The sequence below is a fragment of the Fictibacillus iocasae genome (assembly GCF_042665465.1).
GTDB lineage: Bacteria > Bacillota > Bacilli > Bacillales > Fictibacillaceae > Fictibacillus > Fictibacillus iocasae.
The window spans coordinates 95429-117555 of record NZ_JBHTCP010000051.1; the positions used below are offsets into that span (position 1 = coordinate 95429).

21 protein-coding genes and 1 pseudogene are annotated in these 22127 nt (G+C 45.6%); 19 read left to right on the top strand and 3 right to left on the bottom strand.

From position 1 onward, the window contains the following. Nucleotides 1-3 precede the first annotated feature (3 nt). The 4 genes from ACFQPF_RS16895 (at nucleotide 4) to ACFQPF_RS16910 (ending at nucleotide 5069) form a co-directional block, all read left to right on the top strand. Nucleotides 4-939: a hypothetical protein gene (locus tag ACFQPF_RS16895; protein ID WP_379751124.1), complete on the top strand. Its 936-nt coding sequence runs from the start codon at nucleotides 4-6 to the stop codon at nucleotides 937-939. Between the two features lie 38 nt (nucleotides 940-977). Next, nucleotides 978-1907, top strand: a complete 930-nt coding sequence (locus ACFQPF_RS16900) for a diacylglycerol/lipid kinase family protein (protein ID WP_379751126.1) — start codon at nucleotides 978-980, stop codon at nucleotides 1905-1907. A 116-nt stretch (nucleotides 1908-2023) separates the two neighbouring features. Continuing rightward, nucleotides 2024-4156: a type I pullulanase gene (gene pulA / locus ACFQPF_RS16905; RefSeq protein ID WP_379751128.1), complete on the top strand. Its 2133-nt coding sequence runs from the start codon at nucleotides 2024-2026 to the stop codon at nucleotides 4154-4156. Between the two features lie 118 nt (nucleotides 4157-4274). After that, complete coding sequence (locus ACFQPF_RS16910; RefSeq protein WP_379751130.1) at nucleotides 4275-5069, top strand: phosphotransferase; 795 nt, start codon at nucleotides 4275-4277, stop codon at nucleotides 5067-5069. 13 nt (nucleotides 5070-5082) lie between these two features. Here the strand turns inward: ACFQPF_RS16910 and ACFQPF_RS16915 are convergent, their stop codons facing one another. Next, nucleotides 5083-5367: a YtzH-like family protein gene (locus ACFQPF_RS16915; RefSeq protein WP_379751133.1), complete on the bottom strand. Its 285-nt coding sequence runs from the start codon at nucleotides 5365-5367 to the stop codon at nucleotides 5083-5085. A 162-nt stretch (nucleotides 5368-5529) separates the two neighbouring features. Between ACFQPF_RS16915 and trmB the strand changes: the two genes are divergently transcribed. The 3 genes from trmB to ACFQPF_RS16930 all read left to right on the top strand — a co-directional run bounded on the left by trmB (nucleotide 5530) and on the right by ACFQPF_RS16930 (nucleotide 7766). Next, on the top strand, nucleotides 5530-6168 hold the full coding sequence (gene trmB, locus ACFQPF_RS16920; RefSeq protein WP_379751135.1) for a tRNA (guanosine(46)-N7)-methyltransferase TrmB: 639 nt from the start codon (nucleotides 5530-5532) through the stop codon (nucleotides 6166-6168). A 135-nt stretch (nucleotides 6169-6303) separates the two neighbouring features. Next, entirely contained in the window at nucleotides 6304-7146 is an 843-nt protein-coding gene (locus tag ACFQPF_RS16925; protein ID WP_379751137.1) for a YtnP family quorum-quenching lactonase, read from the top strand. 86 nt (nucleotides 7147-7232) lie between these two features. Further along, nucleotides 7233-7766 carry a hypothetical protein gene (locus ACFQPF_RS16930; RefSeq protein ID WP_379751139.1) on the top strand — a complete coding sequence of 178 codons (534 nt, stop codon included), beginning with the start codon at nucleotides 7233-7235 and terminating at the stop codon, nucleotides 7764-7766. Nucleotides 7767-8311: 545 nt separating this feature from the next. On the opposite strand, the gene ACFQPF_RS16935 is transcribed toward ACFQPF_RS16930, so the two are convergent. Continuing rightward, a complete protein-coding gene (locus tag ACFQPF_RS16935) occupies nucleotides 8312-8620 on the bottom strand; it encodes a PepSY domain-containing protein (protein WP_379751141.1) in 309 nt (102 codons plus the stop codon). A 230-nt stretch (nucleotides 8621-8850) separates the two neighbouring features. Here ACFQPF_RS16935 and queD point away from each other — a divergent pair, with 230 nt between their 5' ends. The 7 genes and pseudogenes from queD to mltG all read left to right on the top strand — a co-directional run bounded on the left by queD (nucleotide 8851) and on the right by mltG (nucleotide 14130). Further along, nucleotides 8851-9321 carry a 6-carboxytetrahydropterin synthase QueD gene (gene queD, locus ACFQPF_RS16940; RefSeq protein ID WP_379751143.1) on the top strand — a complete coding sequence of 157 codons (471 nt, stop codon included), beginning with the start codon at nucleotides 8851-8853 and terminating at the stop codon, nucleotides 9319-9321. Further along, nucleotides 9321-10049, top strand: a complete 729-nt coding sequence (locus tag ACFQPF_RS16945) for a 7-carboxy-7-deazaguanine synthase QueE (protein WP_379751145.1) — start codon at nucleotides 9321-9323, stop codon at nucleotides 10047-10049. Before queD ends, ACFQPF_RS16945 begins: the two co-directional genes overlap by 1 nt. A 2-nt stretch (nucleotides 10050-10051) precedes the next feature. After that, the gene (gene queC / locus ACFQPF_RS16950) at nucleotides 10052-10720 is read left to right on the top strand and encodes a 7-cyano-7-deazaguanine synthase QueC (RefSeq protein ID WP_379751147.1); all 669 of its coding nucleotides are present in this window, start codon (nucleotides 10052-10054) and stop codon (nucleotides 10718-10720) included. Nucleotides 10721-10798: 78 nt separating this feature from the next. Then, nucleotides 10799-11869: a M42 family metallopeptidase gene (locus ACFQPF_RS16955; protein ID WP_379751149.1), complete on the top strand. Its 1071-nt coding sequence runs from the start codon at nucleotides 10799-10801 to the stop codon at nucleotides 11867-11869. After that, nucleotides 11869-12408 carry a DUF84 family protein gene (locus ACFQPF_RS16960; protein WP_379751151.1) on the top strand — a complete coding sequence of 180 codons (540 nt, stop codon included), beginning with the start codon at nucleotides 11869-11871 and terminating at the stop codon, nucleotides 12406-12408. Before ACFQPF_RS16955 ends, ACFQPF_RS16960 begins: the two co-directional genes overlap by 1 nt. Nucleotides 12409-12531: 123 nt before the next feature. Then, nucleotides 12532-13104, top strand: a complete 573-nt coding sequence (locus ACFQPF_RS16965) for a DUF2238 domain-containing protein (protein ID WP_379751153.1) — start codon at nucleotides 12532-12534, stop codon at nucleotides 13102-13104. A 1-nt stretch (nucleotide 13105) separates the two neighbouring features. After that, nucleotides 13106-14130: pseudogene (gene mltG / locus ACFQPF_RS16970) on the top strand (endolytic transglycosylase MltG). Nucleotides 14131-14204: 74 nt separating this feature from the next. Here the strand turns inward: mltG and ACFQPF_RS16975 are convergent. After that, nucleotides 14205-16325 (bottom strand): methyl-accepting chemotaxis protein, encoded by a 2121-nt coding sequence (locus ACFQPF_RS16975; RefSeq protein ID WP_379751155.1) that lies wholly within the window; start codon nucleotides 16323-16325, stop codon nucleotides 14205-14207. A 173-nt stretch (nucleotides 16326-16498) separates the two neighbouring features. On the opposite strand from ACFQPF_RS16975, the gene ACFQPF_RS16980 reads away from it, so the two are divergent. The 5 genes from ACFQPF_RS16980 to ACFQPF_RS17000 all read left to right on the top strand — a co-directional run bounded on the left by ACFQPF_RS16980 (nucleotide 16499) and on the right by ACFQPF_RS17000 (nucleotide 22083). Further along, nucleotides 16499-17506, top strand: a complete 1008-nt coding sequence (locus tag ACFQPF_RS16980; RefSeq protein WP_379751157.1) for a PTS sugar transporter subunit IIC — start codon at nucleotides 16499-16501, stop codon at nucleotides 17504-17506. Nucleotides 17507-17512: 6 nt separating this feature from the next. Further along, the gene (locus tag ACFQPF_RS16985) at nucleotides 17513-17839 is read left to right on the top strand and encodes a thioredoxin family protein (protein ID WP_379751307.1); all 327 of its coding nucleotides are present in this window, start codon (nucleotides 17513-17515) and stop codon (nucleotides 17837-17839) included. A 73-nt stretch (nucleotides 17840-17912) separates the two neighbouring features. Continuing rightward, on the top strand, nucleotides 17913-18332 hold the full coding sequence (gene queF, locus ACFQPF_RS16990) for a preQ(1) synthase (RefSeq protein WP_379751159.1): 420 nt from the start codon (nucleotides 17913-17915) through the stop codon (nucleotides 18330-18332). Nucleotides 18333-18402: 70 nt separating this feature from the next. Further along, the gene (locus tag ACFQPF_RS16995; protein ID WP_379751161.1) at nucleotides 18403-19200 is read left to right on the top strand and encodes a DUF1444 family protein; all 798 of its coding nucleotides are present in this window, start codon (nucleotides 18403-18405) and stop codon (nucleotides 19198-19200) included. Nucleotides 19201-19368: 168 nt separating this feature from the next. Further along, nucleotides 19369-22083: a DNA translocase FtsK gene (locus ACFQPF_RS17000; RefSeq protein WP_379751163.1), complete on the top strand. Its 2715-nt coding sequence runs from the start codon at nucleotides 19369-19371 to the stop codon at nucleotides 22081-22083. The last annotated feature ends 44 nt before the right edge of the window (nucleotides 22084-22127 follow it).

A 22127-nucleotide genomic window follows, 5' to 3' on the forward strand; every position in this document is an offset into this window, starting at 1 on the left:
AAAATGGCACATCTCGTTAAAATACAGGATTGCGTATCGCGCTATGAAAAGAACCTATACCACTACCAGTCAGCTTTTATCCGACTGAAGAAAAAAAGGCGGGAAGACAGACTGGCAGATGAAGGGAACGAAAGGTTTGAAGCTGTGGAATTAGAAGAAGCTTCGGAAGAAAAAAAAACAGGGATATGGAGACGCTTATTTACGAGAGGCAAGGAAGAATTGCCTGAATTCGTCAATGAGGAGAATCTGGAAAAGCTGGAGCTGACTGCAGAGGAGAAGCGGCAGCAGCATAACGATGAACTTTACTCTTTTCAGCTGAAATGGGCGAGTTCGACAGTTGGAGAGGTTTCTAGATTGGATCCTTCGTTTGAAAAGGACGTGATACTTCGCTATTTAATTGAGCAGGTTCCTGACAACTATTTTGTCTTTTACAAACCGATCGTCACAGCCATGAATGCACCGGTTGAGCTGGACATCATAATCGTTGGACCGGCAGACATCTGGCTTATTGTCTGGCTTGAGGAAGAGGGAATATTGACAGAAGAAAGCAAGCGGTTCTGGCTTAGCACCGAGGGTGGCCAAAAGTTAATCAATCCCCACATCTCCATGCAGAGAATGACTCAAGCGGTTTCAGCTGTTCTGAAAGCGTCTCCTTCCCAGCTAGCCTTGAAAAAAGCCTTCCTATCAAAAGAGGCTTATATGGATGTGGAGCCTGACTGGAGGAAGGTCTTATATATTGATAAAAGGGAATTCAATGAGTGGCTGGAGAACATCAAAAAAGATCGTGCTCCTGTTAAAAGCCAGCAGCTGAGGTTTGTCTCCGCACTACTTTCTAGCTGTGTTACGAATTCTTTATACCGAGAGCCAGAAATGGTTGAAGAGCAGCATGGAGAAGACGGAGAGGAAAAAGAAGGAATAAATGCCGATTCTGTCGAATAAAGTCTAAAAAATACATATACAAGGATCAGGGCTGACAGATGAAGCAAAAATATTTTTTTATTATAAATAGACACAACAAAAAAGCACGTACAGCGTGGCGTGCACTGAAGAAAATGCTTGATGCGGCACAAGTGCCATATCGCAGCCACTTTACAGAATATCAAGGTCATGCTGTTGAGATCGCAAAAAAGATTTCTTATATTAACAGTGATGAAATAAGAGCAATCGTTGCTGTAGGCGGAGACGGAACCATTAATGAAGTGGCCAATGGCATTAGTGAAAAGCGTCATATTCCGTTAACGTTTGTTTCCGGTGGATCAGGGAACGACATTATCCGAGGATTGTATAAGAAACGGATAAGCGTGAAGCAGCATTTTTCCCGATTGAAAGGGAAAATGCGGGAAACAAAGCTTGATCTTGGAAAAGTGAAACTGATCGGAAGAGGCGGGCAACCTCGCTTTTTTGTAAGCGCTATCGGTATCGGGCTTGATGGAGAAGTTTCTAAAAAGGCAGATGATGCGCCATATAAGAAGCTGTTTCACTTTCTGCACCTAGGAACGCTGTCTTATGTTCTGGCATTATTCAGTGTCCTTCCAAAATATAAACCGCGAGAGGTGTCCATGCAGATCGATGGAGCCGACTATGTGTTCTCCAATGTGTGGCTCGTTGCGGCTGGGAATCTCCCGTACTACGGAGGGGGCATGAAAATATGCCCGGATGCGGATCCTTCAGACGGGCTCCTTGAACTGTGCATCGTCCATGATATGTCCTGGAAAAGGCTTCTCCTTCTTTTTATTACCGTATTTTCAGGATCACATATCCATCAAAAAGGGGTAACTCTGTTAAAAGGACGGCAATTCACATTATCATCCGATATTCCGATGATGATTCATGCGGATGGAGAGCACGCAGGAACGACCCCGGTTGAGGTGAGTGCAGAGCCAACCGCAGCCCGATTGAAGCTGTGACGAAAATACATACAAGGCGGCATTGAAAGCTGCCGCCTTTTTCTTTTGTCCATGTTTAACATCTTCCCAACCGTCCCAATATGATATAGGAGAAACAGAAAGGCAGGAGTGAAAACATGACAGAAGAATCATTGCAAGAGCCTTACGCTTATTTGGATACGTTCACGATGATCACCGTTCTTCTTCATGAAGAAATATCCAGAGAAGCGGTGTTCTATTTGCTAGATGGCCAGAATAAAACGCCGCTCAAGCGCATTTCCGAACAATGGGTGGAGCAAACACTTATTTTCTATATGACCACTGATAAACCGCTCGATGCGGGAAAAGAATACTATATTGCTGGACCCGGATTCGCTTCGGTACCTCTTCTTCTGGGAAGTGTGGTCAGGACGGCAGAATTTGAGAAAAGGTTCAGCTACAGCGGAAGTTTGGGGGCTTTGTATTCTGAACAAGAGACAACATTTAAAGTATGGTCTCCAGTCAGCACAGAAATGAATGTATTGCTTTGGAGGAATGGTTCAGGATTGCCCCAGACGATTCCCATGATACGGGATGATAAAGGGGTTTGGAGCGCACATGTGTCTGGTGACTGTCATTCGGCGAGCTATGTCTATTCTGGAAAGGTGAATCACAAACGTTTTCAAGCTGTCGATCCGTATGCGAAAAGCGTAACAGCAAACGGTGAAAAAGGGCTGGTTCTTTCGTTAGCGAAAACCAATCCTGATAACTGGAGAGAACACAATCGCCCATTGCCGATTAGCAAAACCGATTCTGTCATCTATGAATTGCAGGTGAGGGATTTCTCATCACACCCAGATTCTGGGATGACAAATAAGAGAAAATACCTCGCCTTTACAGAGGCGGGCACGAAGACACAGAAGCAGCTTGAAACGGGCATCGATTACCTGAAAAAGCTGGGTGTCACTCATGTCCAGCTCATGCCAGTAGCTGACTTTGGCAGTGTGGATGAACGGGATCAAGGGTCGGTCTATAACTGGGGCTATGACCCCGAAAATTATAACGCGCCTGAGGGATCGTATGCAACGAAGCCAGATGACGCACTGTCTCGAGTAAACGAATTAAAGCAAGCCATCCAATCACTTCATGAAAACGGGCTTCGTGTCATACTCGATGTTGTTTACAACCATGTGTACGTTCGTGAAAGCTCATCGTTTGAAAAGCTCGTGCCTGGATATTATTTCCGTTTCGATCAAGGAGGGCGCCCTTCAAACGGAACGGGAGTCGGAAACGATACCGCTTCAGAACGATACATGATGCGCAAATTTATCATTGATTCACTATGCTATTGGCTGGACGAATATAAGGTGGACGGTTTTCGGTTCGACCTGATGGGAATACACGACAAAGAAACGATGAAAGCAGCCGCCAAGGAGATGCTATCGGTGAATCCTTCGTTGTTCTTGCTCGGTGAAGGCTGGGAGATGAACACGCTGCTTGATGATGGCGACAAAGCGAGCATAAAGGCTGCAAAAGAGCTGCCGCAGTATTCCTTTTTTAATGACACCTTTCGGGACAACATTAAAGGAAGTGTGTTTTTTTCAGAAAAATTCGGTTTTATCAGCGGGAATTTTAAGTCTTTGTCGAGTGCACTCTTAGGATCGTGCGGGCCAGATGCTCCATTTTTTGATGCATCACAATCAATCAATTTTGTTGAGTGCCATGATAATCACACACTGTATGACTGGCTGTCCATCCTTCATCCCCACGAAGAGGAAAGCCGGCGCCTGAGGAGACAGGAGCTTGCCCTCGTGCTTGCTGTTTTTTCTCAAGGTGTGCCATTCATTCATGCCGGCCAGGAATTCTTTAGAACGAAGCATGGATTTGAAAACAGTTATGCATCCCCCGATGAAATTAATTGGCTGGATTGGAGTAGAAGAGACCGTTTTTATGAAAGCACAGAAACACTTGCAGCCCTTCTGCAAATCAGGCGCAGCCAGTCATCATTCCGATTGTCGGATAACAAAGAAATCGCCGGCCGCTGCCGCTTATTGCAGGATGGATCAAATGGGGTGGTTGTCTACTGCGTTAAAAGCAGCGAAGTGAAAAATACTGAAGAATGGAGTGAGGCTGCTTTAGTTATAAACGGAAGAGAAATAACAGCAGAAGTTCAGCTCCCAGAAAACAGCAGCGGTTGGCATATTGCTGCGGGCACAGCACATTCTATAACGCTACAGGGCAGCAAAGTCACGCTGAATCCTTTGTCTTATGGTATTTTTTATAAAGAGTGAATCCAACATGATTTTTTAGATATACTTTTCTTGTCGAATTATGATAAAATAGTGAATTCGTAGAGGTATTCGGAATTCAATTACACGTACAGGTTAGGGATGGAAGAAGGTGAAGGCATTGGAACATGTTTTAGGAAAAGAATGGCGGCTTTATCCCGCTGGAGGAGCAACAGGTGAGGCATATATCGCCCAGCATGAAGAGCAGCGACTTTTCTTAAAACGCAATTCTTCTCCTTTTTTAGCGGTACTGTCGGCTGAAGGAATTGTCCCAAAGCTGCTATGGACGAAACGGCTTGAGAACGGTGACGTCATTTCGGCGCAGCAGTGGCTGGACGGCCGTGAACTGAAATCGGTTGAAATGAAAAACAGTGATGTTGCCAGGCTGTTAGGGAAAATCCACAGCTCCAACGAACTGCTCGAGATGCTTAAACGGCTTGGCAAGATGCCGCTTACGCCAGAACTAATCATTGCCGACCTGCAAAAAGAGTCTGGGCGCATCCAGCATCGCTCTCAGCTTGTAAAAGAGGCAATAGCCAGATTAATGGAAGACAAAAGCCAGATTCAGTCTGAAGAAAAAGTGGTATGCCATTGCGATGTGAATCATAACAACTGGATGCTCAGCAAGGACAGCCAGCTGTTTCTGATCGATTGGGACGGGGCGATGGTCGCTGATCCTGCTTTGGATCTGGGCATGCTTCTATACAGCTATATTCCACGCGAGGAATGGGAAGAGTGGCTTGCCGATTATAATATGACCTTGTCTCCTGATCTTGAAAAACGAATGCACTGGTATGTAACCGCACAGACCGTATTCATGCACCTGCAGCATGTAACCAAAGGGGATACAGAAAAAGCAGCAGAGACGGAACTGTCGCTCTGCAGCCTTTTAAGCCAGCATTCACCTATGCTTTAAATAAGCTTTTTACTCAGTCATGATGATGAGAATTTAGTGTATCAAGCCAGCCCTCAATGTGGGGGGCGTGGCTTTTAATATGTTCGTCAAGCTGATCATGCGAAATGCCGGTATGGCTGTAATCATTGATCGAAAGCATCGCACTTCTGATGTCATCGTGAATACGGACATTGGCACCGAGAGATGAAGCGAGCCTTTCAAGCTGGGCGCATTCTGCCGAAGAACCGTTGCAGTCCGTGAGATGGTCCTGCAGAATGTCCCGCAATAGTGACAGCTGATGATTATGGTCAAGTGGCATCTGTTTTCTTCCTTTCTGATTTAAAATTTGCCGACACCGTGATAACGCGGTGTTTTTATTTTTCCTTCCTTGCCGAAAAACATGTGTGTGACCGCCATCTTTCGTTTGGCATGACTTCATGTTAAAATGACCAAGTCAGTTTATTAAAAAGGAGCTAGTGCTATGCGTCAGCGATTTAAGCCTTGGGCTAAAGATAAATTATTGAGCCACCCAGACATTTCGCCTGTCAATCCTTCTGAATGGAAAGGCAAGTGGAGCGAATATTTTGGGAACGGCAACCCAATTCATTTAGAAGTAGGAACGGGTAAAGGCCGGTTTATTACAGGTATGGGAATTCAAAACCCGCAAGTGAACTATATGGGTATGGAGATTTATGACAGCATCCTTGTTACAGCACTAGACCGTATTATTGATGCAGGTGTGCCGAATGTTCGCATTATCCGGGAAAATGCAGAAAGGCTGAGCGACTTTTTTGAAGAAGGAGAGCTTGACCGCATCTATCTTAACTTCTCCGATCCATGGCCAAAATCCAAGCACGAGAAAAGACGCCTCACGTCCGAGTTCTTTCTTTCTCAATACGAAAGAGCGCTGAACAGCAATGGTGAAATTCATTTTAAAACAGATAATCAAGGTTTATTTGAATATTCACTTCATAGCATTTCAAAATACGGAATGACATTGAAGAACGTAAGCCTCGACCTTCATAACAGTGATTTTGAAAATAATGTGATGACCGAGTATGAAGAAAAATTTTCGGAAAAAGGCTTCCGCATCTACCGGCTCGAGGCAGAATTCAAATAATGTTTTATAGTTTCTGGGGTCCGGTACCATTTGCTTTTACTCGGCGCAGCAGCGCGGATGATGGCAAATAGTACCGGACCCCTTCTTTTTTTGATACACTTATTGTCGATAACAAAACGACAGGAGTGAGTAGAAGTGGACGTATTTGAAATTGGCGGTATAGCCTTTCACTGGCTGGACGGCGGGGTCACGAACATGGATGGCGGAGCAATGTTCGGTGTTGTGCCTAAACCGTTGTGGAGCCGGAAGTATCCGGTGAACGAGCTGAACCAGATCGAACTGCGGACCGAACCGATCCTTTTCCAAGCACACGGAAAAAACATCTTAATTGAATCTGGTATAGGCAGCGGCAAGCTGAATGATAAACAGCGCCGAAACTATGGCGTGAGCGAGGAGTCCTCCTTAAAGGAAAGCTTGGCGAAGCTGTCATTGAAGCCAGAAGACATTGATATCATCTTGATGACACATATGCATTTTGATCATGCATCCGGCTTGACAGAGTGGAAGGAAGGACAGCTCGTTTCAGTTTTTGAAAACGCTGTCATTTATACGAGTAAAGTGGAATGGGACGAGCTGCGAAAACCGAACATCCGGTCAAAGAATACATACTGGAAAGAGAACTGGGAGCCAATCGAGCATCAGGTGCAAACATTCTCCAAAAGCATCTCACCATTAGAAGGAATTGAGATGTTTCATACGGGAGGTCATAGTGACGGCCACTCCGTAATCAGGCTTACGCTAGGTGATGAGGAAATCATTCATATGGGGGACCTTCTCCCAACACACGCGCATTATAATCCTCTTTGGGTGCTGGCATATGATGATTATCCGATGAATTCTATTCATGCTAAACAGCAATGGATAAGGCCGGGCAGATGGTACATTTTTTATCATGATGCCATTTACAGGGCGGTTACATTTTCAGAGGACGGAAAAGTACAGGAAGGAATCAAGCGGTCAAGCAGTACACTTCCTTAAAATTTCCATCACAGAATTCCTAGCCATTGTCAAAAAATGTGGTAAAATGGTTATGGATTTTGCAAAAGAAAGGGGATTCAACACACATGAAGAAATTAATGTCACTGCTTTCACTTTTTGCATTAGTATTTATGTTTGCAACGGGCGCTTCTGCTGCAGAAGCTTCAAAAGAAATGACGTCAGCGATTGAAAAAGGGTTAAAAGAAAAGCATAAGGATTTTAAAGAGGGCTCATTATCCTTCTCCGACGTGCAGACATTTTCTAACCAAGATTCAGAAATCGAAGCAACGGAAATAGTAGGTGCAGTTGCGACGTACAAGACGGTGCGCGATAACGTATTCAGCTTTGAGCATAAAGAGATGGTGTATTTTAATCCTGATAAAAACGAGATGCTTACAGAGCAAGGTGTAGCGAAAGCGAACCCTGATATCGTAAAGTACAGCAAATCGCATAAAGTAGATGTAGGTGTTCACATGGATTGGATCGTGGTAACTCTGCTTCTCTCCATCATTCTTCTTGTGCCGTTGTACATTCTTACGGTTTGGGAAAAGCGCCAGTATTTGTCAACAAAATGGAAGCTGGAAAACAACATCTACAACCAGCAGGCAACTTACCGATAAGACAAAAAAACAGCCCTTTGAGGCTGTTTTTTTGTCTGTTTTAGGATTCTAAGAAGTGTTGATCTCCGTTACAGGTGCACGCTTATCCAGAGGGGTGAGGCGAAAAGCAGGAATGGCTCGTCCAGCCCCGACCAGCAGAAGGTGAAGGGGCAAGTAAGGCGCTCTTTGCCTTACTGGACCATTCATCCTTCTGACTCGAGGGGCTAGCCGCCGCCAAGCGCCTTTGGAAGTTCTCACCTTCTCACTCCCACACGCAGGATAAGGAAAGCTGTGTAACAAGACATCAAACGCAAGAAAAAGTGAAGTTCTTTTTCGAGGAGTCGGCACCTTTCACTCAATCAACTTAATCAATGAAGAATTCAAAGCTGACCAAGAGAAAAGAGATTTGAAAGTCTTTGAATTATGGAATACTTGCTCACGCGACCTCAAGGAGTGAGTAGCCGCGGCAACTTGACGATTGAGTCATTTGGCAGCATATTGTTTCTCTGATGACTCTAGAAAAGGAAAGCTACTCAGAAAAAATTCGCATAGAATGACCACTCCATTTAATTATTCTTTAATTCTAATATGACACCCGTATCTGCGTCGGCTGTGAATTCGTGGTGGACGTGTTTTTTTTGCGGGTGAATTTGGGAGAAGCCGCCTTTGTAGACGGTGTAAGGCAATCCGAAACGGGTGATGGTTTCGGGCTTGTATTGAATCCATGTTCCGCTTACGGCATATTCAGGCGCAATGGCTTGCTTTACTTTGTTTAATACCTTTTCAGGAGAAAGCGGCTCCCGCTGTTTTTTGACTACCCAATATCCGGCTAGTGCTCCGGCTGCCCCTGCGGCAAGCAATGTTTTCCATTTCATCTTCTTTTCCTGCCTTTCTTATTATCTGATATCAGTATATCAAAAGTAGTTCTTCAAATTTCCTGCCTTTTTTGTTAATATTACTTGATGAGGAAGAGGGTTCGCAATTCCCGCCCCTCTTTAAACAAAACTAGGGAGCGTGCAGATACGATATATGGCACTCTCTGTTCATTTTAGCAGAGAGTTTTTTATTTGCGGCGCTTTCTTTTTTCAGAAAGGGTGTACGCACAATGGAATTTAAGATTCCTGAGAAGGTACAAACATTTAATGTTGATATAAAGAAAGAAGAACTGAAGTATCACAATAGAAGAGTGGCCGTCACGAAAGAGTTCACGTTTGACGCGGCTCACCATCTTCACCATTATGAAGGCAAATGCAAGAATTTGCACGGCCATACGTACAAGCTGGTCATCACGATCAGCGGCTATGTGGACGAAGTAGGAATCGCGGTTGATTTCGGCGACATCAAGCGCATCTATAAAGAAGTGATCGATAGCAAACTCGATCACCGTTATTTAAACGAAGTGCTGCCAAACATGAACACGACTGCTGAGAACATGATTGTCTGGATATGGGAGCAGCTTGACGAAAGGCTTGAAGCAGAAGGATTGAAAAAGCTCGGGCACCGGTTAGAGGAATTGGTCTTATATGAAACACCAACGAGCTATGCGACATTAAAACGGGAATGGATGGTCGATTGATGAAAACTTTTAACCTTCCCGTAAAAAATGAATGGATGCAATGGAAGCTGCCGATGGTCGAGATCTTCGAGACCGTCGAAGGAGAAGGTCTGGCAGCCGGCTATCCGACGGTGTTCGTCCGTGTGTTTCATTGCAACCTGCGCTGCACGTGGTGTGATACACCGTATAGCTATGCACCTGCCAAGCCTGAATTCGAAGCGACGATTCAAGAGATTTTGGAGAAAATCAAAAGCTTTAAGGCTGAGAGGATTTGCTTTACAGGCGGAGAGCCACTTATCCACCGGGAAAAATCAGCGGCACTGCTCTTAGGTATGGCTGATCTTGAACATATTTTGGATATCCATATTGAGACGAACGGGGCGATTAATCTTGCACCGTTTGAACAGTTAAGGCAGTCTCATCCTGAATTAAAGCAAAAGATGCGGTTCGTGATGGATTATAAACTCCCAGCTTCGGGTGAAATGGACAAAATGGACCATAGCAACTTTAAAGAGCTTGGCATGCAGGATGAAATTAAATTTGTCGTCGGCTCTGATGAGGATTTTGAAATCACGAAGAAAACCGTGAACAGCTTATATGAAAAAGGCCAGATTTCCCTTTCTCCTGTGTGGGAGACGATGCACCCGCGCAAGCTTGTGGAAAAACTACTGGCGGATCCGCTGCCTAACGCAAAAATCAGCCTTCAGCTTCATAAAATTATCTGGGACCCAGAAGAAAGAGGGGTATAATCATGGCAAAAAAAGCAGTCATCGTCCTGAGCGGAGGCTTGGACAGCACTACATGCATGGGTATTGCTAAGAAAGCGGGTTATGACCTGTATCCGATCACGTTTCACTACGGCCAGCGTCACAATCGAGAAGTCGAGCAAGCGATAAAAGTGGCAGCCTATTATGGAGTGAGCGACCATCGCATCGTGGATCTTGATTTCTTGAAGCAGATTGGCGGAAGCGCACTGACTGACGATAATATAGACGTGCCGGAGCAAGCAGAGGAAGGCATTCCGTCCACCTATGTACCGGCAAGAAACATGATCTTCCTCTCTCTCGCAAGTGCGTACGCGGAAGTGATCGGGGCCGAAGCGGTCTATACTGGAGTATCCGCGGTCGATTACAGCGGCTATCCAGACTGCCGTCCTGAATTTATTGAAAGCATGGAAGAAACGGTGAACCTTGCCACAAAAGCGGGAGTGACTGGCTCACGTATTCAAATCGCGACACCGCTGATCGACAAAACGAAAAAAGAAACGATAGAATGGGGCCTGAAGCTGAATGTGCCTTATGAGCTGACAACGTCCTGTTACAATGGCCTTGAGGAAGCGTGCGGTGTGTGCGACAGCTGCCAGCTTCGTTTAAAAGGCTTTAACGAAGCAGGAAGCCAAGATCCGATAGTATATCGTTAAATGTGACATGTGAGTGGAAATCCCCTTTTGGTGAATGTACAATGAAAACGTACATAGGCTGAAAGGGGTTTTATATTAATGAATCAGAAAACGCTTTCTTTATTTAAGACACTGACCGAAATGCCTGGAGTTTCAGGATTTGAGCGCGAGGTTCGAAATTTTGTTAAAAAGGAAATAGAGCCCTATTGCGATGAAATTATACAAGACCGCCTCGGCAGTATTTTTGGAGTGCGAAAAGGAAACGGACCGAAAATTATGGTGGCCGGCCATATGGATGAAGTCGGGTTCATGGTCACGAAGATCACACCGAACGGAATGCTTCGTATAGAGCCGCTCGGAGGGTGGTGGAACCAGACCGTCCTTGCTCAGCGTGTGCAGGTGATCACAACGGAGGGAGAAGCGGTTGATGGCGTGATCGGTTCCACTCCTCCGCACTTGCTGACACCCGACCAGCGCAATAAAACGCTCGACTTTAAGCACATGTATGTGGATATTAGCGCGGATTCCAGAGAAGAAGCAGAATCGTGGGGTGTGCGTCCGGGACAGCCTGTTGTGCCGCTCTGCCCGTTCACTCCGATGAAGAACAGCAAGAAAATTATGGCGAAAGCCTGGGATAACCGTTACGGGGTGGGTCTTGCGATCGAGCTTCTAAAAGAGCTCGAAGGTATAGAGCTGCCAAACGAACTTTATGCGGGAGCAACCGTGCAGGAAGAAGTAGGCTTAAGGGGAGCAATTACGGCGTCTAACATGATCCAGCCAGATCTGTTCTTCGCGCTCGATGCGAGTCCGGCGAACGATATGACAGGCGACCGCCAGGAGTTCGGACAGCTCGGAAAAGGTGTACTGCTGCGCATACTCGACCCGCGTATGATCATGCATAGAGGGATGCGTGAATTTGTACTGGATACAGCCGAAGCACATAACATTCCTTATCAATACTTTGTCTCTCAAGGCGGCACTGATGCTGGAAACGTGCATATTTCTGGCCAGGGCGTTCCGTCGGCTGTCATTGGCATCTGCTCGCGCTATATCCACACAGCTGCTTCTATTATCCATGTAGACGATTATTCAGCTGCAAAAGAGCTGTTAATGAAGCTCGTGAAAACGGCAGATGCTACAACGCTGAACACGATCATCGAGAACAGCTGATGCAGGCAAAGATCATAGGAATAGGATCTAGTAATCCTGCGAAAGTAAAAGCGGTGGAAGCAGGAATCCATGACAGCGGTTTAGCTCATCTTCCTGTCAGATCGTATGACGTTCCTTCTGGCGTGTCACCTCAGCCATTAAGCGATGAAGAAACGAAAGCTGGTGCGGTCAATCGAGCTCTTGCCTGCGTTCAAGAAGGCGCGGACATCGGCATCGGACTCGAGGGCGGAGTGATGATGATGGAAGATGGGATGTATGTGACGAACTGGGGGGCACTGGCCGTTGTAAGCGGAGAAGTCTTTACGGCAGCTGGAGCACGAATTAAGCTTCCTGAGGCGGTCACTGAAGGATTGCAAGCAGGAGCTGAACTGGGAACGGTTATGGCTCGGCTGACTAAGGATGATCATGTACGAAAGAAGGAAGGGGCAGTTGGCATCTTCACTGCCAAAAGGATGACAAGAAGTGAAATGTTCCGTCATATCGCCATTATGCTAGTTGGGCAATACGAATACAGTACTCAAGAAAAACCAACCATATGAAAAACAGGAGCTTCGCAAACCATGCGGAGCTCCTGATTTTCTTTCTGATGCTGAGGCTTTTCATATTTTAAAGGGGACTGCACATTCTATAGGTAACTAAAAGGCTTCTGAGGTGCAAAGGTTATGAATAGAAAAGTGATACTGATCATCAGCTTGGCTTATACACTCTTCATGGCAGCAATGTTTGTCGTATATTTTCAAAAAGGCAACGCGCATAGCTGGCAGGTAGCGGCCGCAGGCATACTTTGCGGAGCAGTTCCACTCGTCCTCGCGAAATTCACAAAAGTAAAATTCAATATGCCGCTTATGGTTTCCTATATTGTTTTTTTATTTGCTTCTCAATATTTAGGTTCGATTTTAGGTTTTTATGGGCTGGGCTGGTGGGATACGTTTCTTCATTTATTAAGTGGTGTGCTGCTCGGTTTTCTGGCTGTCGCGTTGTATGAAAGGATGACAAAGAGCGAAGCCAGGCCGCTCGTTTCGTCATGGCTGCCATTTTGGTTCGTATTGTCGTTTGCGGTATTTGGCGGAGTGGTGTGGGAGATCTATGAGTTCAGCTTTGACCAGCTTTTTAACATGACGCTGCAGGGCGGAGGAAACAGTGATACGATGGTTGATTTAATTTCCGATACTGCGGGTGGCGTGGCTGCTGCTGTATGGGCTTTTTTATCAGCGAAACGAAAAGCAGGTGAATAACATGGATCGCAAGCTCTCCGGCAAAGCGAAGATCGTATTGATTATTATTTTACTGCTTTTATTTTCAGCTTTATATGTCAGCACATTAGTTCCATCAGAAGAAGCGAACGAAGAAGTCAGCATTACCACCAGCAAACAGCAAAGTCTTTATGATATTGCGTCTCTTTTAGAAGAAAAAGGAGTTATCAAAAGCAAGGAGATATTTTACGCGTACGGCAAGCTTGGAAACCAAGAGAAAAGAATCGTTCCGGGCCATCATACCCTGTTCATCGATGCTTCTTATAAAGAGATTTATACTGACCTAGGTCAGATGAATAATGAAAGAGAAGGCCAAAAACTAATCATTTCGGAAGGCGATACTGCGGTGAAAATTGGAGAGAAGTTGAACTCGCTCGGAATCACTAAAAAGCAGGAGTTCAACCGTGCCGTTCATAAGCAGGAAACTCTTTCGAAAGAACAGGCAGACAAGCTCAGCCTGCAAGAAAACGAAAAAGAAAATCTGCCTGTACTAGAGGGCTACCTTTTTCCAGGGACGTATTATTTTAAGAAGGGAACGAGTGCAGAAACCGTTGTCCGTCAGGCGGTGAGCCGATTCTTAACACACACAGCTGAATTGAATATTAAGAAAGAAAAGCTGAAGGATACCGTGATATTAGCCTCTATCATTCAAAAAGAAGCTTTGCTCGATTAAGAACGACCCATCATAGCCGGTGTATTTCAAAACCGGTTAAAAAAGGGGCAGAAGCTGCAATCATGCGCAACGGTGCAATATTTGCTTCGTAAACCAAAAGCAAGGTTGCGGATCGCTGATTTGAAAGTGAAAAGTCCGTATAACACCTATCTAAAGATGGCCTGCCTCCTACTGCTATTTCTAACCCCGGCTACGAGTCACTGAGAGCTGCAGCAAATCCGGATGCACATCACTATTATTACTTTGTTGCCAAACAAGACGGTACAGGCAGCCATTACTTTTCCGCTACTTATGAACAGCATGAAAAATATACTTCTTTAAGTGGAAATGACTGATCCATGCAGCATATAAAAAAGCACCGCCAAAAGGTTAGTTGGAGAATCTTTTGGGCGGTGCTTTTGTTTCTATTTTATTTCATTTCATCATCATTCTGAACATCTTCATTCTGATTTTCATCATTGTCCGTTTCATTCTCTACCTCTTCATCCTCAGCAGCAGCGGCTGCTTCAGAGATAAAGGGTGAACCATCCGCGACTTCAATTGTTTCGTTCGCGGAATGCGTTTCGCTTTCGCCAAGCTGGAACTGGCTCACTTCTTCTTCAAGAACGGCGGCAACAGTCTGCAGCTCTTCAGCAGCTATATTCACTTGCATAATGGCTTCTCTTTGGTGTGCAGCTGATGCACTAACCTGTTGCGTCATGGCTGCGGACTCTTCGGAAATCGCGCTTACTTCATGCATCTTTTCAGCTAGCGATTGATTGGCTCGCTCAACTAGGGCGACCGCCTCTTCAACACTCGCCAGCTTATGGTGAATGCCGCCAATATTTCCGGCAATAGAAGAGAAAGCCGATTCTGTCTCTTTGACTGATTTCTCCTGCTCTACCCGATATTGTTCAAACAGTGACGCTTCTGTGGCCAGGTTTTGCATTTGCTTTGACATGCCCGTAACTAGCTGCTGAATTCGCTCGGCTTCGCTTTTTGAGCGTTCAGCAAGCTTGCGTACTTCGCTTGCCACAACCGCAAACCCGCGTCCGGCTTCACCTGCACGTGCTGCCTCGATCGCCGCGTTCAGTGACAATAGGTTCGTGCTGCCGGCGATTTCTTGGATCGTTTCCACGATAGATGTAATTTGCTTGGATTGTCGGCTTGCCTGCTGAATCTCTTCGATCAGGTTGTTAGCAAGCACAAGGAATTTTTGTGAGTGCTCGTTTAAAAGGGTAACGGTTTCTTTCCCTTTCGCTCCTTCATTCTTTGCGTTTTCTGCTTCTGTTGAAATTTCGAGACCTAAGCGCTTCGTTTTTTCAATGGCCACTGTAACGTTTGTGAGCAGTAGCGTGCTTTCCTGAAGGTGATGAGCCTGGCTTTGGGCTCCTTCAGATACTTGCATAACAGCTGAAGCAACCTCTTCGGTCTGAGCCGTCGTCTCCTCTGACACGGCTGCAAGGTTCTGAGAAGAAGAACTCATTTTCTCTGCGGCATCCTTCACCTCAATCATGGCTTTTTGTACCTTTGAAGCCATGTTGTTGAATGTGTCTGCCAGCTCGCTCATTTCATCCTGTTGTTTTAAAGTAACACGGTGACTCAGGTTACCATCACCAATGATCGAGCTTCCTTCTTTAAGCAGGGAAATCGATGACATGATAGTCCGGATCAGCCAGATTCCAGCGGCGATCAGTGCAGCGGCGATCATGATGCTTATCCCTGTGAGCAGCAGCGTAAGCCAAAGCTGCGATTCTTTTTGTGAGGCTGTCTGCTCTTTGCTTTCTTTTTGAAGCAGCAGATCAATGCCTTGCATGCCGTTTTCTACAGTAATGGCCGTTCCTTCAAACATCTTGATCGATTCTTCAATATTACGGCTTAAATTTAATATCGTATCAGCCGAACTAGTGTATTTTAACGTTTTCGTCTTGAACTCGGACAGCTCGTCTGCAGAAAGAGAGGAACCATCAAGCATGAGATCAAACGTGCTCGCACTCTCTTTGAACACAGAAACAGCCTCTGCACTTGGGTTTAGAAGGGCATCCTTTTCTGCTGCCTGCATGATGAGAAGCTGTCTTTCAAGCTTACTGTCATTCATGCTTTTTATTTTTTCGGCAAAAGACGATGAAGTATCCTTCATAAGTGATTGAAGCGAAAGTATTTGCTCTGACTTCCCTGACGTCATCAAGTAAGCTTGCGAGTATTTTTTTGTCTGTTCTTCAATTTCTTTAATGGCTTCTGCTGATTCCTTGGATTGCAAAGCCTTTTTCAGTTTGTTCGTTTTCTTTTCAAGAACTTTAATAGTAGCGATCACGGCTTCTTTTTTCTCAATCGAAGGTGAGCGGAAATAATCCTGCTCACGCGCCCTCATTTCATAAAATTGGGACGTGATGTGGCTGCTCAGTAGAAGCGTTTCTTGAATGTCGCTTTTTTCCTTTTCCATCTTATTGCTGCTGACTATGTATAGTACTGTAAAGGAAAGAAGCAGCAAAAGACCTGCCAGCACTACACCCAGCATAACCCTGATTCTGTTTTTAATCGTCAGTTTCAATGTCAATACCCCAATCTATTGCTATTTGTTTGTCTATTCGTTATATGGTTTATCGGCTAAGCATTGCTTCCTTTTAACTAACAGATAAATAAAAAAAGTTTTACAGGTGTCTTTACACATGTTAAATCTTCATTATAATACAATAGGGTAAACTATTGAAAAGGAGTACGAGCATGAAAAGTTATTTGCAGAAAAAGGGTGTTTCCCTTTCTATAAAAGAATATGTGATCACAGGATTCAGCTTCTTTGCCCTTGGCTTGATGTCGTCTCTCGTAATCGGCCTGATCTTTAAAACGGCTGGTGAAGAGCTGAATATTCCTCTGTTTGTAAAATTGGGAACACTCGCGATGAGCCTGATGGGACCGGTGATTGGAGCAGCTGTCGCTTACGGATTAAAAGCACCTCCGCTCGTGATGTTCGGTTCAGCTGTCGCAGGGGCTGCTGGTGCTGAGCTTGGAAGTGTTGCCGGCTGCTACATCGCAGCGGTGTTGGCGTGCGAAGCAGGAAAGCTCGTATCCAAAGAGACGAAGTTCGATATTCTTATCACCCCAGGAGTCACCATCCTGATCGGTTTTATGACCGCTCAATTTGTCGGGCCTGGAATCGGGGCGTTCATGGAGAATTTCGGTGAGCTTGTCATGTGGGCGACAGAACAGCGCCCTCTTCTGATGGGCATGCTTGTGGCGACACTGCTCGGTTTTGCCCTCACAGGCCCCATTTCAAGCGCGGCAATCGCGATGATGCTCGGCCTTGAAGGAATTGCAGCAGGTGCGGCGACCATAGGCTGTGCTGCGCAAATGATAGGTTTTGCAACAAGCAGCTACCGTGATAACGGATTTGGGGGATGGCTGACACAAGGAATCGGCACCTCCAAATTGCAGTTTCCAAACGTGATTAAAAATCCTCTGATCCTTATCCCCCCGACAGCTGCAGGCATCATTCTTGCACCGATTGGAACGGTTTGGCTGATGATGGAGAACATTCCGGCTGGTGCTGGGATGGGGACGAGCGGTCTTGTCGGGCCTCTCATGACGTTAAGAACGATGGGCTTTACAACGGAAACGTTTATCGCCGTTTTGCTGCTTCATTTTATTGGACCGATCGTCATCTCCCTGTTACTATCAGAATGGATGAGGAAAAAAGGCTACATCAAGCCTGGAGATATGAAGCTAAAGGAGTAGATGATGATGAAAGAAGTACATTCAAGAGAAGAATTGTTAGCCTCTGTAGAGCATGGAGCGAGCATCGTTTTATTTTCTGCTGACTGGTGCCGTGATTGTGTTTTTATTAAGCCGTTCATGCCGGAAGTAGAAGAAAAGTTCAGTGCCTATCAGTTTTTGTATGCTGACCGCGACAAGCTGATCGACGTATGCCAGGAGCTCGACATTTTCGGCATTCCAAGCTTTATCGCCTATAAGGATGGCAAGGAAATCGGCCGCTACGTGAACAAAGACCGCAAGACGCAGGAACAGATCGAGGCGTTTATTTCAGACCTGTCAATTAAAGCCGACTAATCACCGCTGATGTGCTATAATGGTGTCTAGTGCAGACAACATTAATTTTATTTTGAAAGGCGGTTTTTCCTTCATGGCTAAAGTTGAAGTAAACCATAAAAAATACGAAGGCATTCGCTTCGATATACAAGATGAAAATGTCATTCTCGTTGATATCCTTGAAACAATTCCGTATGAGTATGTTGGGAAAGACACACTTGTTACGATTCCTACAACAGAATTCACATCCGTTTGCCCATGGTCCGGCCTCCCGGATTTCGCGGATATCATTATCAGCTACATTCCGACTGAAGAATTGGTTGAGATGAAGTCTCTCAAATATTATCTGACTTCATACCGCAATGTGGGAATCTATCAGGAGCATGCGACGAACAAGATCATGGAAGATCTAGCACGCTTGCTGAAACCGAAATACTTGAAAGTGACAGGCAACTGGAACGCTCGCGGCGGTCTGGGCACTGAAGTAGTATGCGAATTTAAAGCAGGCGAATAATAAAGTAGAAAAAACCTCCCGTCTCAGGAGGTTTTTTCCGATTTTACACGGTAATCAGGAGGGGAAACGTATGTCAGATGTTATGAAATTAAAAAGGCTGCTCGAAGCTAGGCTGCGTGAAAAAGGGTTTAAAACAGAATATCGAAAAGAGGATGAAGTGCTGCGGGCGGAAAATCCTGAGACGGGAAAAGGGGCAGACCTTGCACTGTCTGGATTAGCAGCAAAGTGGCATAACCGCAAGGATCCGTTCATTGAAGAACTGCTTTATCATGTTGAGCAGTCCCTTGCACGTAAAGAATCGGACGCCGTTCATGCGGCAGCGGCTGTTTACCCAGTTATTCGTTCTACTTCGTTTCCTGTTGAATCTGGCGGCAAGAAGCTTTTATTTGAAGAACACACGGCAGAAACCAATATTTTTTATGCACAAGATCTTGGCAGCACCTATCGGCTGCTGACAGAGGATGACGCTCAAGAGCTGAAGCTGTCAAAGGATCAAATAAGAGAAATGTCCGCTTTTAACCTTCGCCGCCTGCCGGTTAAGGCAAAAAAGGATGAAGTGGCAGGGAACACGTTTTATTTTATCAACCATAATGATGGCTACGATGCGAGCCGAGTACTTAACGCCTCTTACTTAAATGAAATGCTTTCTATAGTGAAAGGGAAAATGGCGGTTGCGATTCCCCATCAAGATGTGCTCATCATAGCCGATATACAAAATGATCAAGGCTATGATGTACTCGGTCAAATGGCAATGCAATTTTTTATCAATGGGCGGGTTCCCGTAACAGCTTTATCCTTTTTATACGATGAGAACGGGCTGGAGCCGATCTTTATACTGGCTAAGAGTAAAAATACTAAGCAAGATTAATATTTTTTTCATAGCAAATTGTTCTAGATACGGCACCATCACATAGTGTGTCTGACGAATCATTAGAAGTGTACAGCGATTGGCCGGTTAAAAATATTCAGACTATTTATTCGGCCCGTTTTTAGCTACAATAATAGAACAGCGGTACAGAAAAAGGTGGTGGGATCAATGAGCTGGCTAAAAAAAATGATGGACTATTTCTTTAAAGATCAAGAAGAGATAGAGTATGTGGAAGTGAAACAAATTCCAGAAACAAAACAAATGACACAGCCGTTCGGTACAGAACAGACAAGGCCGTCAAAGATAAAAAACGCGGCATCCGGACCTAAAATGCTGAGCGATTATCCAGCGGCCGGAAACTTTCGCTTTCCTGTTATTCCAGATGAACCCCGATTGGAAAATGAACGCAGATTGAGTATGAGCAATGAGAAACGATCTCCAGTATTTCAATCACAGCCGAACAGAGCGGAACAAGTAAGCCGGGCTGCAGTGAGAAAAGAACGTGCGGGATTTGAACGGCCGGCAGAAAGGCGGAAGGAAGATCAAAGAATGGAACGCCCCCCTCGCAGCAGAGAACCATTCCGTCCGCAGCCTGTTCCATCTCCAGTGTACGGTTTGAAGAATCAGAATCAGCAAAAGGAAGACTATCGACAGCAGATACATAACCAGCCTGAATCGAAGCCGATCATCAGCAGCGAGAACACATCGAAATTTGTTCCAACCGATATTCCTTCCCCCGTATATGGCTTTAAAGAACGCAACAAAGAAAAAATCGTTTTTCCTGGCTGGTCATTTAAAGACGAGGCAAGCCCAGATATAGTAGAAGATCTCATCTTGGACATTCCAGAAGCTGCGGAAAATCGAGATGACAGTGGACCGGAAATTCTAGGACAAAGTGAAGAGAAGCTTTCTGTTTCAGAAAAAGTGCCAGAAAAAGTGCCAGAAAAAGTGCCAGAACAAGTGCCAGAACAAGTGGCAGAACAAGTGCCAGAACAAGTGCCAGAACAAGTTCTCGTTCTTAATGAGAAAGAACATGGAATAGTTGAACAGGTCACAATTATAGAACGCACCGCAGAGACTGACGGCATTTCACAGGACAAGGAAGCAGATCGCACACGGTCTGATACTCCAGCCGAAACCGAAGAAACGATCGTTTTGAAAGAGCCAGCACTTGAAGTGGATGCATCGGAAGAAACCACGGAGCCTCTCTCCAATTCAAACGAGACGACGATCGAGCACGTGCCAGCCGCACAAAAAAAGCCGGGCGGTTCCTATGTCCCGTTTAATGTGATGATGTTGAAAAAAGACAGACAGGCACTCAAGGACAAAAGAGAAAAGCCGAATGTGAGACCTTCTGAGAAGGCCGTTCCTTCTGTTCAACAGACTGAGAAAGAACCTTCAGCTATGGATAGCAAACATCAAGAACCACTTGTTTCTAATGATGGCTCAGCGATGGAGCGGGATGCTCATTTGATCCCTATCGACTTTTTGAACCATGCTCCTGCTGCGCAGATGGATGATGAAAGCTGGCTGTTATCACAAGAGACATTGCTTCAGGAAACATTAAATAACTTTAATGTAAATGCTAAAGTCGTGCACTTAACACAAGGGCCGTCTGTTACTAGATTTGAAGTGCAGCCCGCTCCAGGTGTTAAGGTGAACAAAATCACGAATTTGACGGACGATATTAAATTGAGCCTAGCGGCAAGGGATATCCGCATCGAAGCACCGATTCCGGGGAAAAACACGATTGGCATCGAAGTACCAAACAGGGTCAGCCGGGCTGTTTACCTTCGAGAAATTATCGAGGACCAGGCGTTTACAGAAAGCGGATCATCGTTAACGGTGGCGCTTGGCCTGGATATATCAGGGTCTCCAGTTGTCACCGATTTGCAAAAGATGCCGCACGGACTCATTGCGGGTGCGACAGGATCAGGAAAGAGCGTGTGCATCAACTCCATCCTTGTCAGTCTTCTGTATAAGTCGTCACCTCAGGATGTAAGGCTGCTGCTCGTTGACCCGAAGATGGTCGAACTCGCTCCTTACAACCATATCCCGCATCTTGTAACACCCGTTATCAATGATGCGAAAGAGGCGACAGCCGCACTAAAATGGGCTGTAGAAGAAATGGAAAGGCGCTACGAGGATTTTGCCCGTACCGGGGTTCGCGATATTAAGCGCTACAATGATAAAATGACTGCCGAACAGCATCATGCGAACAAGATGCCGTATATCGTGATAGTGATTGACGAATTGGCTGATCTGATGATGGTGTCGCCTCAGGATGTAGAGGAAGCGATTTGCCGCATCGCGCAAAAAGCAAGGGCATGCGGCATTCATCTGCTGCTCGCCACTCAGCGCCCGTCAGTAGACGTCATCACCGGCTTGATCAAAGCGAATATTCCGACAAGAGCGGCCTTTGCCGTGTCCTCTGCGATTGACTCAAGGACGATTCTTGATATGAGCGGCGCCGAGCGCCTTCTCGGCCGCGGAGATATGCTTTTCATGGAGAATGGATCAAACAAAGCTGTCCGTATTCAAGGTAACTTTGTCTCAGATGATGAAATTGAGGCGGTCACTGCTTATGTTAAGGAAGAGTATCCGCTCCAATATTTATTCTCAAGAGAAGATCTAATCCAGACACAGCAGCATATCGACCAAGAAGACGATCTTTTTGAAGAAGCCTGCTATTATGTGATGGATGTAGGCGCTGCATCCAGCTCGAGCCTTCAGAGAAGGTTTCGTGTCGGGTTTAACCGTGCCGCCCGTCTGATCGAGATGATGGAAGCGTTCGGCCTCGTTTCCGAAGCGATGGGATCGAAGCCTCGCAACGTCCTCCTCACGCCTGAGGAGTTTGAAGAACGGCTTTATGCCGATGTATGAAGCTGAGGGCCTCCCTCAGCTTTTTCTTGTGTTCCAAAATGCTC